This is a genomic window from Acinetobacter calcoaceticus, assembly GCF_051947995.1.
In the GTDB taxonomy this organism is placed as follows: domain Bacteria; phylum Pseudomonadota; class Gammaproteobacteria; order Pseudomonadales; family Moraxellaceae; genus Acinetobacter.
In genome coordinates this window covers 372,274-386,331 of the sequence record NZ_JBLVVH010000003.1, presented here as the reverse complement: position 1 = coordinate 386,331, position 14,058 = coordinate 372,274, and the positions used below count along the sequence as shown (strand labels likewise).

At 41.9% G+C, this 14,058-nt stretch carries 16 protein-coding genes; 6 read left to right on the top strand and 10 right to left on the bottom strand.

Annotated features, from left to right (window positions below):
- Positions 1-179: 179 nt before the first annotated feature.
- Both ACNQO6_RS07760 and ACNQO6_RS07755 read left to right on the top strand, forming a co-directional pair.
- Positions 180-554, top strand: a complete 375-nt coding sequence (locus ACNQO6_RS07760; RefSeq protein ID WP_440208575.1) for a hypothetical protein — start codon at positions 180-182, stop codon at positions 552-554.
- 36 nt (positions 555-590) lie between these two features.
- Complete coding sequence (locus ACNQO6_RS07755; RefSeq protein ID WP_440208574.1) at positions 591-782, top strand: hypothetical protein; 192 nt, start codon at positions 591-593, stop codon at positions 780-782.
- Between the two features lie 55 nt (positions 783-837).
- On the opposite strand, the gene ACNQO6_RS07750 is transcribed toward ACNQO6_RS07755, so the two are convergent.
- The 3 genes from ACNQO6_RS07750 to ACNQO6_RS07740 are packed head-to-tail and all read right to left on the bottom strand — an operon-like array spanning position 838 to position 2,968.
- A complete protein-coding gene (locus tag ACNQO6_RS07750; protein WP_440208573.1) occupies positions 838-1,116 on the bottom strand; it encodes a DUF1634 domain-containing protein in 279 nt (92 codons plus the stop codon).
- Positions 1,113-2,672 (bottom strand): PepSY-associated TM helix domain-containing protein, encoded by a 1,560-nt coding sequence (locus ACNQO6_RS07745; protein WP_440208572.1) that lies wholly within the window; start codon positions 2,670-2,672, stop codon positions 1,113-1,115. The genes ACNQO6_RS07750 and ACNQO6_RS07745 overlap by 4 nt, the downstream gene beginning before the upstream one ends.
- A gap of 2 nt (positions 2,673-2,674) precedes the next feature.
- Positions 2,675-2,968 carry a hypothetical protein gene (locus tag ACNQO6_RS07740; protein ID WP_440208571.1) on the bottom strand — a complete coding sequence of 98 codons (294 nt, stop codon included), beginning with the start codon at positions 2,966-2,968 and terminating at the stop codon, positions 2,675-2,677.
- Between the two features lie 248 nt (positions 2,969-3,216).
- Here ACNQO6_RS07740 and lpxB point away from each other — a divergent pair, with 248 nt between their 5' ends.
- Positions 3,217-4,395 carry a lipid-A-disaccharide synthase gene (gene lpxB / locus ACNQO6_RS07735; protein ID WP_440208570.1) on the top strand — a complete coding sequence of 393 codons (1,179 nt, stop codon included), beginning with the start codon at positions 3,217-3,219 and terminating at the stop codon, positions 4,393-4,395.
- A gap of 41 nt (positions 4,396-4,436) precedes the next feature.
- Here the strand turns inward: lpxB and ACNQO6_RS07730 are convergent, their stop codons facing one another.
- The gene (locus tag ACNQO6_RS07730; protein WP_005230343.1) at positions 4,437-5,306 is read right to left on the bottom strand and encodes a DUF2797 domain-containing protein; all 870 of its coding nucleotides are present in this window, start codon (positions 5,304-5,306) and stop codon (positions 4,437-4,439) included.
- 38 nt (positions 5,307-5,344) lie between these two features.
- On the opposite strand from ACNQO6_RS07730, the gene ACNQO6_RS07725 reads away from it, so the two are divergent.
- Positions 5,345-5,806 (top strand): DUF6231 family protein, encoded by a 462-nt coding sequence (locus ACNQO6_RS07725; RefSeq protein ID WP_440208569.1) that lies wholly within the window; start codon positions 5,345-5,347, stop codon positions 5,804-5,806.
- 150 nt (positions 5,807-5,956) lie between these two features.
- Positions 5,957-6,577 (top strand): YidB family protein, encoded by a 621-nt coding sequence (locus ACNQO6_RS07720; RefSeq protein ID WP_343579242.1) that lies wholly within the window; start codon positions 5,957-5,959, stop codon positions 6,575-6,577.
- A 91-nt stretch (positions 6,578-6,668) separates the two neighbouring features.
- Here the strand turns inward: ACNQO6_RS07720 and ACNQO6_RS07715 are convergent, their stop codons facing one another.
- From ACNQO6_RS07715 to speB, 3 genes are read right to left on the bottom strand one after another with little or no spacing between them, the layout of a single operon-like run.
- Positions 6,669-8,174, bottom strand: a complete 1,506-nt coding sequence (locus ACNQO6_RS07715; RefSeq protein WP_440208568.1) for a purine-cytosine permease family protein — start codon at positions 8,172-8,174, stop codon at positions 6,669-6,671.
- 52 nt (positions 8,175-8,226) lie between these two features.
- On the bottom strand, positions 8,227-9,543 hold the full coding sequence (locus tag ACNQO6_RS07710) for an MFS transporter (protein ID WP_440208567.1): 1,317 nt from the start codon (positions 9,541-9,543) through the stop codon (positions 8,227-8,229).
- A gap of 53 nt (positions 9,544-9,596) precedes the next feature.
- Positions 9,597-10,559: an agmatinase gene (gene speB / locus ACNQO6_RS07705; RefSeq protein ID WP_440208566.1), complete on the bottom strand. Its 963-nt coding sequence runs from the start codon at positions 10,557-10,559 to the stop codon at positions 9,597-9,599.
- Between the two features lie 135 nt (positions 10,560-10,694).
- Here speB and ACNQO6_RS07700 point away from each other — a divergent pair, with 135 nt between their 5' ends.
- Positions 10,695-11,612 (top strand): LysR family transcriptional regulator, encoded by a 918-nt coding sequence (locus ACNQO6_RS07700; RefSeq protein WP_440208565.1) that lies wholly within the window; start codon positions 10,695-10,697, stop codon positions 11,610-11,612.
- Positions 11,613-11,666: 54 nt separating this feature from the next.
- Here ACNQO6_RS07700 and ACNQO6_RS07695 read toward each other — a convergent pair whose 3' ends face one another.
- The 3 genes from ACNQO6_RS07695 to ACNQO6_RS07685 form a co-directional block, all read right to left on the bottom strand.
- Complete coding sequence (locus tag ACNQO6_RS07695; RefSeq protein ID WP_343581560.1) at positions 11,667-12,764, bottom strand: porin; 1,098 nt, start codon at positions 12,762-12,764, stop codon at positions 11,667-11,669.
- A 253-nt stretch (positions 12,765-13,017) separates the two neighbouring features.
- On the bottom strand, positions 13,018-13,431 hold the full coding sequence (locus ACNQO6_RS07690) for an HIT family protein (RefSeq protein WP_343581561.1): 414 nt from the start codon (positions 13,429-13,431) through the stop codon (positions 13,018-13,020).
- A gap of 103 nt (positions 13,432-13,534) precedes the next feature.
- The gene (locus tag ACNQO6_RS07685; protein ID WP_343581562.1) at positions 13,535-13,804 is read right to left on the bottom strand and encodes a YARHG domain-containing protein; all 270 of its coding nucleotides are present in this window, start codon (positions 13,802-13,804) and stop codon (positions 13,535-13,537) included.
- Positions 13,805-14,058 lie beyond the last annotated feature (254 nt).

Genomic DNA, 14,058 nt, shown 5'->3' with positions numbered 1-14,058 from the left:
TTATGCTTTTTTGAGATAACTCGTTGTGATGAATAATGATTTGCTTATGCAAAAAAAAGCTAAAGAAACCTAATTTTCTGGTTTTTTAAGCCATCTTTATGCTGATCAGCTTGCAATCTGAACTGCGAGTGGTTTATTTTGAGACTTATACACGGATTGTATATTTGATCATTTCGCTTATGTCTATTTTCATTCGAAGTCTCATTTCATTGCTGCTTGCTATGGGTTTGATCACCAATAGCTATGCAATGGTTGTGTCTATGAATGAAGTAAATCAACCTGTCGTAGAACACGTCATTTCAAATCACGATGCAATGTCAGATTGTGAAATGTCTAGGATGACGAAGCATGACCGTATGGACAGTGGCAAAATGGATACATCACACTGTCAAAAGAGTCTGTGCTGTGTTGCTGCAACATTTGAATACAGTCATCATTCCATTGAACGAAGCATACAATCCATTAAAACAGCAAATTCAGCCTATGTAGATCAATTGACTTTAGGCATTTATCAGTTACCTTATCGTCCTCCAAATCATGTCCTGTTTGTATAAATTCAAATTTCTTATTTTTATTTCAAGGACATGACCATGTTTAATATTAAAACCGTATTGCTTTCAACACTATTATTGGCCACGACTGTACCTGCTTTTGCTGCAAGTGATTGCTGTAAAGAAAAACAGGCCACCACAAAAAAAGAGTGCTGTGAAAAAAAGATGAAATGTTGTGGTGACAAAGACAAAACGGCTGCTCAGGAAGAGCATAGCCATCACGGGCATTAATTTTTAGCCATAACGCTATCCTTGGCAAAAGTTAAGGATAGCTGTTGTATCAAGATTATTTGAATTTTTTAGTCGGTTTAAGCTCATTAACCCACAACACCAGTAAAAAAGTGACGGGGGTCGCGAAGATCCACCAACTGATAAAGCCAATTGAACTGCCATAGGTAAAGCAGAGCAAACTACCTGCAGTCAAGAAGCAGGCATAAGCTAAAGTTTTCAACTGTGTTTTAAAGCGTATGAAAGCTTGTTGTTTGGCTTTAGTGATTTGCTTGGCGCTACATTTATACAGCAACAACATCCCGATGAGGGTCAATACAAGGCTCAACAGAATCATGCGTTGACCTCTTGCTGCTTCGCCAACTTGGTCTTGATTTTCTGGGCAGATTTGGCTTGAATCGGCTGAATATTTCTAAAAATAAACATGGCAAATAGGGCACAGACCAGTAGGAATAAGTCAATCCGTAGAAATAGCCAGTAACTTGGCCAATCCGTAATGAGCTGGTGATTGATTAGATAAATCAGGTTATAGATTGGTAGAAGCAAGGCCACTAATCCAAACATGAAAATCTGTGATTTCCATAAATATTGCTTTTGGGTGAATAAGGCGATGATAAAGCTTAATACCCACACGCTAAAAAACGTATAAATTTCATAATTGGGGGTGGTTTCGCTCACCTGTAAAAAGCGATTGGCAAATAGATAGCCCAGCATTGCAGTTGGAAGACCGACAAAAGCTGCAATATTTAAGCGGTCCACCAGATAGTAGCCAACATGGAATTGATCCGATTTATTTTGAATCTGACGTTTTAAGCTCCATAACAATAGGCCAGACGCAATCATCAAACAGCCCAAAATACCTGAACAGAAGAAAGCAAAGCGTAATAACGGTTGTGCAAACGTCGCCATATGCAGGCCATAAACACCCGCGCTTAAGGTCGCAACTGCACTTTCATTTCGGGTATTGGCCAATATCTTACCCTGTCCATCAAAGGTAATTTGTGCCTGATTCAAGGTAATCGAACGATCTTCCAATTGTTTAAAGGTAATGATGGCCTGGTCTGTATTTGGATTTTTGACCTCGATGGATGCTAAGGCTTGATCTCCCCATTGTTGTTTTACTTGTTTTAATAAAGTGCCAATCGGCAACATCTCCGCCTTTTGCGGTTCAGCTTGATGAGGCGTGCTTTTTTCCGTGGTTCGAATCTCGGTAAAGTATTGAAAAGGATTGTCTGGATAAAGTTTCTGCATGCCCCACGGCAGATACAGATAAAAGAAAATCGCCAATCCGGTAAAGGTAATGGTCAGGAAAAAGGGCAGTGCCAGTACCGAACACACATTGTGAAAGTCCAGCCAGGAACGTTGCGATTTAAAGGTTCTGAGGGTAAAGAAATCGGTAAAGATTTTTTTATGGGTAATGATGCCAGAGACCAAAGCGATCAGCATAATAAAGGCAGCAAGACAGGCAATCAGCCGTCCAGCCATGATAGGAACGCCATACAGTTGAAAATGGAAGTTATAAAAGAAATCGCCGCCTTGGGTAGCCGACAATTTTAACTCTTGCCCGGTATTGGCATCCAGACTACGGCTTTCGTAAGCCCCACTGGCTTGTTGCCAGTACATTTTATTGACCGGTTCTTCGTGATTGGCCACCTTGAGATACCATGATTTGGCATCTCCCGCATGCGTTTGCAGATAATTGGCTGCTGTAGTGATGGCGGTATCCTGATTGACTTGAACCTGCGCCAGTTGCGGTTGCATCCATAAATTAATCTGGTGACGATAGTACGAACTTGTTCCCATTAAAAAAATAGCAAACAAAAGCCAGCCAAAAATCAGACCCGTCCACGCATGTAACCATGCCATTGATTGGCGAACACCTTTATTTTGCATTTTTAATTTAAACCCACAGATAAGCCAAACATGGCGCCGGTCAACACCAGACTGGTCAAGCTGAGTTTCAACAGCGAATGTGCGCAAAAACTCAGAATGATAAAGGCCAGATAAAACAGAATCGAAATAAATGCGGCTAGATAGATTGCTTCTGCCTTGTCTAATATGTGGCTCAATAATGAGCCGAGTCCAAGGCTTAAATACATCATGCACAGATAACCCACTACAAAGCTCAGTACAAAGCGATAAAAAATGCCCAGTCGGTAGACAAGTGAAACAGATGCAGATTTAGCCATAACGGGTCTTGAAGCAAAAGGAGAGAGAAATAAATCACATATGGAAATGATTCTTGTTTATATTAAGTCTTCGTTCAATCTCAATCAATTCTTCATTCATCGTAAATCTAGATTGTGTTTTTAATAATAAATGCCATCTTAGATCAGAATTGATTTTCACCAATCATGAACAATTTGCATGGTTTGGGGTGATTCGATGTAAAATCATTCTGTTAGAATCATTTAAACATTTCTGTGGGGCGTGGGTCTTGTTAAAGCAAAAACTAAAAATTGGTATCGTGGTGGGGGAAGTTTCTGGAGATACTCTAGGCGTGAAACTCATGCGCAGTTTTCGCGAACAAGGCATCGATGTCGAATTTGAAGGAATTGGCGGCCCACAAATGATTGCAGAGGGTTTCCATAGTTATTATCCCATGGAAATCCTGTCAGTCATGGGAATTGTGGAAGTTCTCAAAGACCTGAAAAAATTATTTGCTGTGCGTGATGGTCTGGTCGAACGCTGGAGCGAGCATCCGGTTGATATATTTATTGGTATCGATGCCCCAGATTTTAATTTGCGTTTATCCAAAACCATTAAAGAAAAGAATTTACCGATAAAAACCGTGCAATATGTCAGTCCATCGGTGTGGGCATGGCGTCAAGGCCGTGTACATGGCATTAAACGCAGTGTTGATCTGGTCCTATGTTTATTTCCATTTGAAAAAACCTTTTATGAAAATTATGAGGTTGCCGCTGCGTTCGTCGGGCATCCTTTGGCGAAACAATTACCGTTAAAAAATCCGATTACAGAAGCCAAACATCAACTGGGATTATCGGCCCATAGCACCCATATTGCATTATTACCCGGTAGCCGCCGTGGTGAGATTGAACGATTACTGCCGCTACTGACGGGTGCTGCGGAAATCCTGCACCGAAAGCATCCTGAGCTCGAGTTTTTAATTCCTGCAATTAATGATGCGCGCAAGCATCAGATTGAACAGGGCATTCAAAATCTGGATGCGAGCCTGAAAGCTAAAATTCATGTGCTGGAAAATAGCGACGCAGAATCCAAGATTGGCCGTATGGTCATGAATGCCAGTGATATCGTGGCATTGGCTTCTGGGACGGCAACACTTGAAGCAATGCTATTGCACCGTCCAATGGTGACTTTTTATAAGTTAAATTGGCTGACCTATATCATTGCCAAATTCCTGGTCAAGATTCCCTATTATTCTTTGCCCAACATTATTGCCGGCAAAAAAGTGATTGAGGAGCTAATTCAGGCCGACGCAACACCTCAGCATTTAGCCACTGAAATTGAACGTCTTATGGATCATGAAACGGCGCATATTCAGATGATGCAACATTTAAGCATGCATAAGCAGTTGATCTCGGGTAATACCGAGGATCCGGTACAGGCAATTTTGAACTGTTTAAAAACTGGATAAAGAAAAAAGGTGGCTATTAAGCCACCTTTTTATGATTCGGATTATGCGCGAAGAATCAGCTCATAGCCTGTATACTTACGGATATTGATCACTCCAATATCCATTAATAAATACTGGCCTTTAATGCCTTGCAACACACCACGAATTTTAGGCGTTTTATCCAGATTCAGCGATTTAATCTTTTCAGGATAAGCTTCGACTGGATAAATAAATTCCTGCTGTTTTTCGTTTTCCAAAAATTCCAGATTTTCATTGAATTCAAGATTCTGGTTAAACTCTTCACGAATGCTCTGAATCTTTGGTGCAAACTCTTCCAGAATCTGATCACGTTTTTCAATCAGGTTTAAGGGTTCAGCTTCACCTTTCAGTAGTTTACGCCAGTCGGTTTTATCTGCAATCTGGGTACCAAACAAGGTTTCCAGATGACCAGACAGGCGGCGCGATCCGACTTTTAAAATCGGTAGCGCCTGAGTTGCACCCTGATCCAGCCAGCGAGTCGGCATGTTGACGATACGGGTGATACCGATTTTCAAGGCGCTAGAGTTGGCCAAATAGACAATATGCGGCTGAAAGCAAACGCTATGGGCAAATTCATCTTCACGGCAGGTGCCTAAATGATAATGGCAGGTTTCTGGCTTCATAATGCACAGGTCGCATTCGGCCTTGGTTTTAAAACATTTAAAACAATGTCCTTGTGAATAAGACTTCGGTGTTTTTGAGCCGCACGAGGTACAAAAGATATTTCCGGTCCATTCGATCTCGATTTCCTGTCCTAACACAAATGGCAGGTCAGTTTCTGTACGATCTAATATAAATTTATATTCAACATTTGCCTTGCTTGTTGATTGATCAGTTACACTATGCGTTTTGAGCGCTGCATGCATTTTATGACAAATGCCTTGTAGTTCCATGAATAAACTCTCATCTTTCTCAATCAAGGGTTGCAGTTATGGCTGAACAAAATGTCATCACTTCTATGCTAGACGATTTATCTCAAGAACAGCCCATTCATACTGCACTTTGTATCGGTCAACAGATTGACCAAAATGCTTCAATTCAATGGCATTATTTTAACGTAACTGACTTTTTAAGTCTGCCATTTACGCAACGTTATGATTTAGGTTTTGTATTATTTGATACAGAAGAAATGCAATATCTGACTGAAACGCAAAAAGTACAGCTGTTGGTGAAATTACGTGACCTGATGGCAAAGCGAATCGTGGTGGTGAGCAAGCGTGAAGATGAAAAGCTGTTACGTTCGCTCGGGTTTACCCAGCTGATTGATAAGACGACGCATGATAGTGACTTTGCACTGTGGCAGTTTAATATTTTGACTTATAAACATGTGCCGGACTGGTTCAATTCCAAATTCTGGGCCAATCCGGAAAACTGGGATAAATTCCGCTGGTAAATGACCAAAGCTGAACTTTCAATCCGATTGATATTTCAGACCAAAGATCAGCGGCAAAGCCTTGCAAAATTTAACAATTTATCTTTGTGCTGTATTTTCAAAGCAGCGTATGCTTTTGGGATAAATAATTCCAAAAGGAACGTTTAGGTTATGACAGATTTAACCAATATTGTTGAAATTTTAGCGAAACAAGCTTTAGGCGGTGGTCAGCAACAGTCAGGTCAGGCTGGTGGTTTAGGTGGAATTTTAGGTTCGGTACTCGGTCAACTGGGTGGACAACAGCAGAATACGCAAAATCAGCAAGGGGGCCTAGGCGGTATTTTAGGTTCGGTGCTGGGGCAACTGGGCGGTGCGTCAGGTTCAACCCAAAGCAATGCAAATGCGGGTGGTAATACCGCACAAACTTTATTGATTGCCGTATTACCTCTGGTTTTAGCCTGGATTCAAAAACAAGGTGGCTTACAAGGTGCCCTGGATAAGTTGAAAAATGCCGGTCTAAGCAATCAGGTACAAAGCTGGGTCGATCCACAACAGCAAAATGCCGAAGATGTTCCTGCGCAGAATATTCAAAGCTTATTTGATGATCAGGATGTCGAGCAGGTTGCTCAGCAAACCCAAGCGCCTAAACAGGCAATTTACGGTGCGATCGCTTCGGTTCTACCACAAGTGATTGATTCATTGACGCCTCAAGGCAGCAATACCAACCCTCAAGAAGCCAATCAGGATATTCAGCAAGTGCTGAATCTGGTCAGTGGTTTTTTAAAGAAATAATTTTTCCTTCAAAAAAGCCTGCTTGATCTAAGCAGGCTTTTTTCTGGCTCAATGTTGATGAGTCCAGCTTCTATATCCAGTCAAAAATGGCTTAGTTTGAAATAAATGATGAATGACATTGCTGCTCTGAACTTCCAGTCGCGAATGTGGGGCCATATACTGAGCTTGGTTCAGGGAACAGTTTGAGCAGTAAAGTATAAAGGAGTGCTGCCAGTACAATACTAATGGGTAGACTGAGATCCAGACCATTGAATAAATGCCCCCAGATCCCAATAAACTGATCCGGTAAATGCACAAAGCATAAGCCAATCAGGGCACTTGGAATCCATGCAATGATGCCACGCCAGTTCCAGCCATGATGAAACCAATAGGCACCGCCTTTTATACCAGTTGCAAATACATGTAAATCATCATTTTTATAATAACCTCGACGCGATATAAATCCGATAATCATAATGATGATCCATGGACTGGTACACACCACAATCAGCGTGGCAAAAGTCATGACGCTTTGAGTCAGATTCGCTGCAAAACGGCCTATAAAAATAAACAGGATCGAGAGTAAGCCAACACAGATGGTCGCTTTAACACGGCTCAGTGTTTTTGGAAAAATACTCGACATATCCAAACCTGTACCATAGAGCGCTGTGGTGCCTGTAGATAAGCCGCCAATCAGTGCAATCAGACATAAGGGGATAAAATACCAGGCCGGTGCAATCTGAATCAGCCCGCCAATGTAATTATTCTGCTGCATAAACATCGGTGCATGAGTTGCGACAATGGTGGCTGTCATAAGACCAAATAAAAAGGGAATAAGGGTTGCAAGCTGAGAAGCAAAAACTGCGACCATGATTTTGTGTGACGGAGTCTCTTGAGGGATATAACGTGACCAGCCACCCAAAAAAGTTCCAAAGGAAATGGGATTGCTAAATGCAATCAATGATGCACCAATAAAGGCAGCCCAAAATCCAGCTTGTCCCAATTGGATTTTTCCTGCATAGGCTGAATCGAATTGTTGAGAAAAAGCAAAAATACCTAAAAAGAACAGTAAGCTTGAGGCAATCACCGCAATTCGGTTTACCAGTAGCATGAAGCGAAAACCATAGATACAGATTACCAGGACCAGTAAGGCAAAACCACTATAGACCAGCGCATAAAGCCAGTTACTTTGAGAAGAACGATCCAACAAGCGTTGGGTGGCTCCAATCAGCGCGTCACCAGAGCTCCAGACCGACAGTGAAAAAAATGCAATCGCGGTAAGTAAGGACAGGAATGAACCGACAATTCTACCATGCACACCAAAATGGGCAGCTGAGGCTACGGCATTATTGGTTCCGGTACGCGCACCAAAAATTCCCATGGGTGCTAAGATACATGCGCCCAATACAACGCCACATAAAATTGCGAATAAACCGGCCTGAAATGAAAGACCCAGCATAATCGGGAAACTTCCTAACACACAGGTCGAGAAGGTATTGGCACCGCCAAAACTCAGGCGGAACAGGTCGAATGGTGTCGCCGTACGGGCATATGCGGGTATTTCTTCGATACCAAAGCTTTCAATGTGTGTAACTGATTTAGAATTCTGTTTATGCATATTGTTTTTCCTGCTTTATCTAAGGAACTTCCTTGTTCCTAAAATTTATTATTTAGGCGGCATCTCTTGAAACCTGCTGTTCCTGAGTCGATAAAGAGCTACGCAATTGCTTCTTCCTGAGATGTGTAATGCCACAAATACCTATCAGAGAAAGCAAGGATAAAAAACTGAACAAAAGTGCCAAGGGTAACCATTCACCGGCATAACATTGTGCCAGCAAAGTTCCGATCAGGGGCGTTGTCCCGCTGGTAAGTGCAGCAATCATTTGATAAGAAATGGAAATACCGGAATAGCGTACCTGTGCAGGAAAAGCTTCAGCCATAAAACCTGCTACAACGGAATAGAGCGAAGACAACGTAATCACGGCCAGGGTAATCCCTAAAACGATCAGGTAAATATTTTTGGTACTGACCAGCATGAACATGGGATAAGGAACGGCGATACATAAAATGGCCGCCCAGAACAAAAAACGATGCGAACCAATTTTGCTGGCATACCAGGCAGCGATAGGCATGGCCATAAATTCAAATACAGTTACCCAAAATAAGGCATCCAGAATGGTTGGGCGACTGATACCGATGTATTGAGTGACATAGGTAATCATAAAGGTATTGGTAAAAAAGAAACCTGCTGTGCCGATCGTAATCGAGAGCCCTGCAAAAAGTACCTGAGGCCAGTAATGTTTGAGCAACTCCTTGATGGGAAATTTTACAACTTCCTGTTTTTCCTGCATTTGCTTAAATTCAGGAGATTCTTCAACACCTAAACGTATTGCAAGGCCGATCAACATAAAAACGAAACTGAGCAGAAACGGAATTCGCCATCCCCAGGCGAATAAATCCTTTTCATCTAACGAAGTAATGGCCCGAAAAACCAGAAGGCAAAGAATCAGGCCCGCAGGGCTGCCCATTTGAGCAAAAGAAGCAAAAAAGGTTTTCTTGTGTGCAGGTGCATGCTCACTGGCCATTAATACTGCGCCGCCCCATTCACCACCGACGGATAAACCTTGCAGAAACCGGAGCACAATCAACAGTATCGGTGCCCAGATGCCAATACTGTTATAACTCGGTATGAGACCAATTCCTGTCGTGGCCAATCCCATTAAGAGCATTGTAAATAACAACATTTTTTTACGACCAAACTTATCGCCTAAATGCCCAAAAATGAGTGCTGCAACAGGCCGTGCAACAAACCCTACGGCAAAAGTTGCAAAAGCAGCCAATGTACCAGTCACAGGATCAGTTTGAGGAAAAAATACGATACCGAGTACCAGTGCTGCAGCAGTGGCATATACATAGAAATCATAAAACTCGACAGTTGTACCGATGAAAGCTGCCGCTGCAGCCCGTCTTGATTGTTCTACCTTCATCCGTTCAGATCCTTGAATATTCCTTTACTTTGTTCTTACCTTTTGAGAAACAGTTATTTATGTGTTTTTACTCCCGGTAAAACACATAACATTTCATAGAGTAGATTGGCGCCTAATAGAGAGGTATTGCCCGTCGTGTCATAAGGTGGAGAGACTTCAACCAGGTCACAACCCACCAGGTCTAAACCTTGGCAACCGCGCACAATTTCCATGGCTTGGATGGTGGTCAAGCCGCCAATTTCAGGTGTGCCTGTACCAGGTGCCCATGCAGGATCAATCCCGTCAATATCAAAGGAGAGATAGACCGGCCCGCCATCGACTTGCTGTCTGACTTCTTCCATCAACGGTGCAAGTGATTTGTGCCAGCATTCTTCGGCCTGTACCACGCGAAAACCTTGACGTCTGCTCCAGTTAAAATCATCTGCACTATAGCCTTGAGCACGTAAACCAATCTGGACAACGCGCTGGCAATCGAGTAAGCCTTCTTCGGCTGCACGGCGGAAGGTGGTGCCATGCGCGACTTTTTCGCCAAACATTTCATCATTGACATCGGCATGCGCATCAATATGAACGAGGCCAACAGGGCCATGCTTTTTATAGATAGATCTGAGAATCGGTAAGGTCAGGGTATGATCGCCGCCAAGTGTCAGCGGGATAATCGGATGCGCCAGAATACGATCATAATGTTCTTCAATAATGCGTACGGCTTCAGCCAGATTAAAGGTATTAATCGCAACATCCCCCAGATCGGCGACATTTAACGACTCAAAGGGGGCTGCACCTGTCGCCATGTTATATGGACGAATCATGACGGACTCAGCACGGATTTGACGTGGGCCAAAACGGGTACCTGACCGTAATGAGGTCCCGATATCGAGAGGAATGCCGATAAAAGCTGCATCGAGGTCTGCAAGACCTGCATCATTGTCTACCACGGGCAGACGGAGCATTGAGGCAATCCCCCCGAAACGAGGCATTTCATTTCCACCGAGCGGTTGATTTAACGTCTTGTTCATATATTTCTCCTTTTTCTTATTTATTCACCACCCGCAAACCGGGTTAAATCGTATTTTTAAAAAACTTAGTTCAGATTTTTCTAAACTAATCTGATCATGGATGTTTTAAAATAAGGCGAGGAAATAAGGAAAAATATGATGGAAGACGTGGCCTATTCTGATATTAAATTAATTCGGATTTTTGTCAGTGTGGTAAGGAATAAAGGCTTTGCAAATGCCCAGCAGGAGCTGAATCTATCTACCTCTGCGATTAGTACTTATATGACCCAGCTCGAACAGATGGTGGGTTTTAAATTATGTGAACGGGGACGAGGCGGCTTTTCATTAACACAAAAAGGAGAGATGTTTTTACAGGAGGCTAAACGTATCCTGCATGAACTGGAGAACTTTTCCCGACACACGGCGCAGATTAAAGGAGAGTTAACCGGAACGCTGCGAATCGGCATGTTGGATTCTATGGTAACCGATCAGAATATTCCTCTGGATCAGATGATTAGCCAGTTTTCAAAGCAATATCCGCAGATCTATATCAAAATCCAGGTGCAGTCGCCGTATGAGTTGCAAATGGGGATTCTGGAAAACCGTTTTGATGTTGCAATTGGTTCTTTTTTTATGAAAATGAATGGGGTCATGTATCAGCCTCTACATAAAGAGCAACAATGGTTATTTTGCAGTGATCAACATCCCATGTTCGGACAACAGAACCTGACTGCGGATGTCATTCGACAAGGAAAAATGGTCAGCCGGGGCTATTGGAGCCATACAGAGTTAGCAAAACAGGGATTTAAGCATTCATTTGCGACGGTTGACTCAATGGAAGCTCAACTTATTTTAATTTTATCCGGACAATATATCGGTTACTTACCTGAACATTTTGCCCAGCACTGGGTGGAACAAAAACGTTTAAAAGTTTTACTACCCGCAACGTTTGGTTATAGCGCGCCATTCTCGCTTATTTTTAGACGGGGTAGAACACAGGAGCAAGTGATTCAGAATTTTCGTAAAGTAGTAAAAAACTTTTTTAATGAACAGCCTGTCCGGTCCAAAAAATAAAAGGGCAGATCATTTGATTGCCCTTTTATTCAAGATGAAGGAATTAACTTCAGATTAGAAGTTATATTCCATACCTAAACCGATGGTTGTCTTCTTATCATCTTTCACTAACCAATCACGTTTTTGCTGGCCAACAACACCGTAGAAACGAGCTTGTTTGTTGATTTGATAGTCTGCACCGATACCATAAAGATCTTGTTTACGATCATCACGGCCATCAACCTCTGTTTTAGCAGAGATGTATTCTGCTTTTAACTTAACAGGTGTAGAAGGAATGACATAAGCTGCAGTTACGCCAAATGCATTTTCTTTTAAGCCTTTGTATGAAGCAGCAGGTGTGCCTGCAACAACAGTATCATCGGTCGGTTTGGCAGTTTGCCACAAGCCCCCGAATACCAGACCTTCAACACCCGCTGGCGCTAAGTCAACTGAACCTGTTACGCGGATTGCATCAGAGTAAACACTATTGTCACCGCTTAGATCGCTATATGCATTATATTTAGAAGCAACACCAAAGTTACCTGCAACAGCTGCCGCTAGACCATAGTCTTTGTTTTCATAGGTAAGAGATGTTGAAACACCATCGCCAAATCCATCACGGCTGCCTTTCTGGCCTTTCGCATCATTTTTAACTGCTGAAGATTCTTCACCTTGCTGGAACATGATGTTGAATGCCAGGCCAGCCAGTAATTTCTTGTCAGTTTCAAAACCGATTACGTTCTTTAAACGATCTTCACCAGCAAGAACTTTGGTCATATCAAGTTCAGTGTGATCGTTAAAAATGTCTTGGTTATTGCCTGCAGCAGTTTTCAGGTAAGAGTCGAATTGACCTACTTTTAAGGTACCAATACCATCAGCCTTAAGACCTAGAAAACGGTTACGCATACCCCAATCTGCATCCGAACCAGAACCGTCAGCTGAAACACCCCATTCTGCCAAATAAACTGCTGATAATTTCTCAGTCAGTTTTTCTTCACCTTTTACACCGATACGAGAAGCATTTGAGTTTACTTTAGTAACGCTTTCGTCTTTAAAGCCATTTTTATCAATTTGATCCAAAGTCACATTGAGCTTACCATACAATGTTGGTGCTGCTTGCGCTGCATTCATGGCTAAAGTTGCTACAGTAGCAGCAAGAAGCAATTTTTTCATTGAGATTTCTCCAAAACACTTTTTTGTAAATGGCCGATGCCTTAGTTACTGTTATAAGCTTGCTTGTGTACATAAAGTTACACAGCTCACTGACTTGTATGCAGTATCGGTAAACTTTGTGACAGAGAAGTGAAAGAAAAATGACAGTTTGATGACGATTCATATTTGGTAATAATTATATTTCTTATTTATTTTTAAAGAGTTAGAAAATAAAAAAACGGAGTAACAACTCCGTTTTAGGCAAAACAGTCGCTTAAAGAGCAGCTTTGATCTTTTCAGCGAATGCTTTAATTTTTTCCTGATCACCCATTTGTGCAGCATGGCGACCCAGCTCATGCACAGAACTTGGAATCAGGTGAAAATGAACGTGAGGCACGGTTTGACCCGCTGCAGCGCCAGAAAGTTGCATCAGGACAATACCTTCAACATCCAATGCTTTTTCGATCGCGCGTGCAACTTTTTGTACAACTTGAATCGTATAAGCGGCTGCTTCTGCAGGCAAGTCGAGTAGAGTGACAGCAGGTGTTTTTGGAATAACTAAAGCATGACCATCAGCTTGAGGCATGATATCCATGAATGCGAGTACCTGATCATCTTCATAGATTTTGATTGCAGGCAATTCACCACGCAAGATACGTGCGAAAATATTTTGGTCATCGTATGCCATGATTCATCCTTAAATAGGGAGTATATGCTTTAACAGTAAAAATTCGGTCTGTTTGAATTGATCAAGCGTAAAGCGGAGCGCTGAGCACTCCGCAACAATCTGCTTATTTACAGTTGAGCTCTTTTTGGCGAGCCTTGATATCATCTAGACGTTGTTGCTCTTTATCAGAGAACTTTGGCTTAGTGGTATGACAGTTTTCGTTACCATATTTTGCCTTGGCATCAGCATCTTTAAAACAGAATCCTTTAGATGCATAGATGAGGTTATAGTCATCTTGTAACTTTTTACATTCTTGTTCTGGGGTTGCAGCGTGTACACTAACACCTGTAAGGGTCATTAGGCCTGCAAAAACTGCAACTGTTAACTTATTCATGAGGTGTTCCTCTAATCAAAAAGGTATAAACCAGTGCTGTATGAAGATAGATCCATACAGCTATTGGTCGCTACGTATATACCAATATAAGGTTTCTTAATAAAATTTCAATAAAACTCTATTATTTGAGTGTAATTTTACTCCACAATTTATCCTTATATTTTCAAAAATCATTTTACATCAATAACTTATGTATAATTTCATATAAAACAAATGATTATATAGACTTCTATTGTATACTATCCAGCTTAATT

What these genes read in the sequence shown, in the direction of transcription:
- ACNQO6_RS07685 (WP_343581562.1), bottom strand. Translation starts at nt 13,804, where the DNA reads ATGAATAAGTTAACAGTTGCAGTTTTTGCAGGCCTAATGACCCTTACA.
- ACNQO6_RS07740 (WP_440208571.1), bottom strand. Translation starts at nt 2,968, where the DNA reads ATGGCTAAATCTGCATCTGTTTCACTTGTCTACCGACTGGGCATTTTT.
- ACNQO6_RS07700 (WP_440208565.1), top strand. Translation starts at nt 10,695, where the DNA reads ATGATGGAAGACGTGGCCTATTCTGATATTAAATTAATTCGGATTTTT.
- ACNQO6_RS07695 (WP_343581560.1), bottom strand. Translation starts at nt 12,764, where the DNA reads ATGAAAAAATTGCTTCTTGCTGCTACTGTAGCAACTTTAGCCATGAAT.
- ACNQO6_RS07745 (WP_440208572.1), bottom strand. Translation starts at nt 2,672, where the DNA reads ATGCAAAATAAAGGTGTTCGCCAATCAATGGCATGGTTACATGCGTGG.
- ACNQO6_RS07750 (WP_440208573.1), bottom strand. Translation starts at nt 1,116, where the DNA reads ATGATTCTGTTGAGCCTTGTATTGACCCTCATCGGGATGTTGTTGCTG.
- ACNQO6_RS07690 (WP_343581561.1), bottom strand. Translation starts at nt 13,431, where the DNA reads ATGGCATACGATGACCAAAATATTTTCGCACGTATCTTGCGTGGTGAA.
- ACNQO6_RS07760 (WP_440208575.1), top strand. Translation starts at nt 180, where the DNA reads ATGTCTATTTTCATTCGAAGTCTCATTTCATTGCTGCTTGCTATGGGT.
- ACNQO6_RS07725 (WP_440208569.1), top strand. Translation starts at nt 5,345, where the DNA reads ATGGCTGAACAAAATGTCATCACTTCTATGCTAGACGATTTATCTCAA.
- ACNQO6_RS07720 (WP_343579242.1), top strand. Translation starts at nt 5,957, where the DNA reads ATGACAGATTTAACCAATATTGTTGAAATTTTAGCGAAACAAGCTTTA.
- ACNQO6_RS07755 (WP_440208574.1), top strand. Translation starts at nt 591, where the DNA reads ATGTTTAATATTAAAACCGTATTGCTTTCAACACTATTATTGGCCACG.
- ACNQO6_RS07710 (WP_440208567.1), bottom strand. Translation starts at nt 9,543, where the DNA reads ATGAAGGTAGAACAATCAAGACGGGCTGCAGCGGCAGCTTTCATCGGT.
- speB (WP_440208566.1), bottom strand. Translation starts at nt 10,559, where the DNA reads ATGAACAAGACGTTAAATCAACCGCTCGGTGGAAATGAAATGCCTCGT.
- ACNQO6_RS07715 (WP_440208568.1), bottom strand. Translation starts at nt 8,174, where the DNA reads ATGCATAAACAGAATTCTAAATCAGTTACACACATTGAAAGCTTTGGT.
- ACNQO6_RS07730 (WP_005230343.1), bottom strand. Translation starts at nt 5,306, where the DNA reads ATGGAACTACAAGGCATTTGTCATAAAATGCATGCAGCGCTCAAAACG.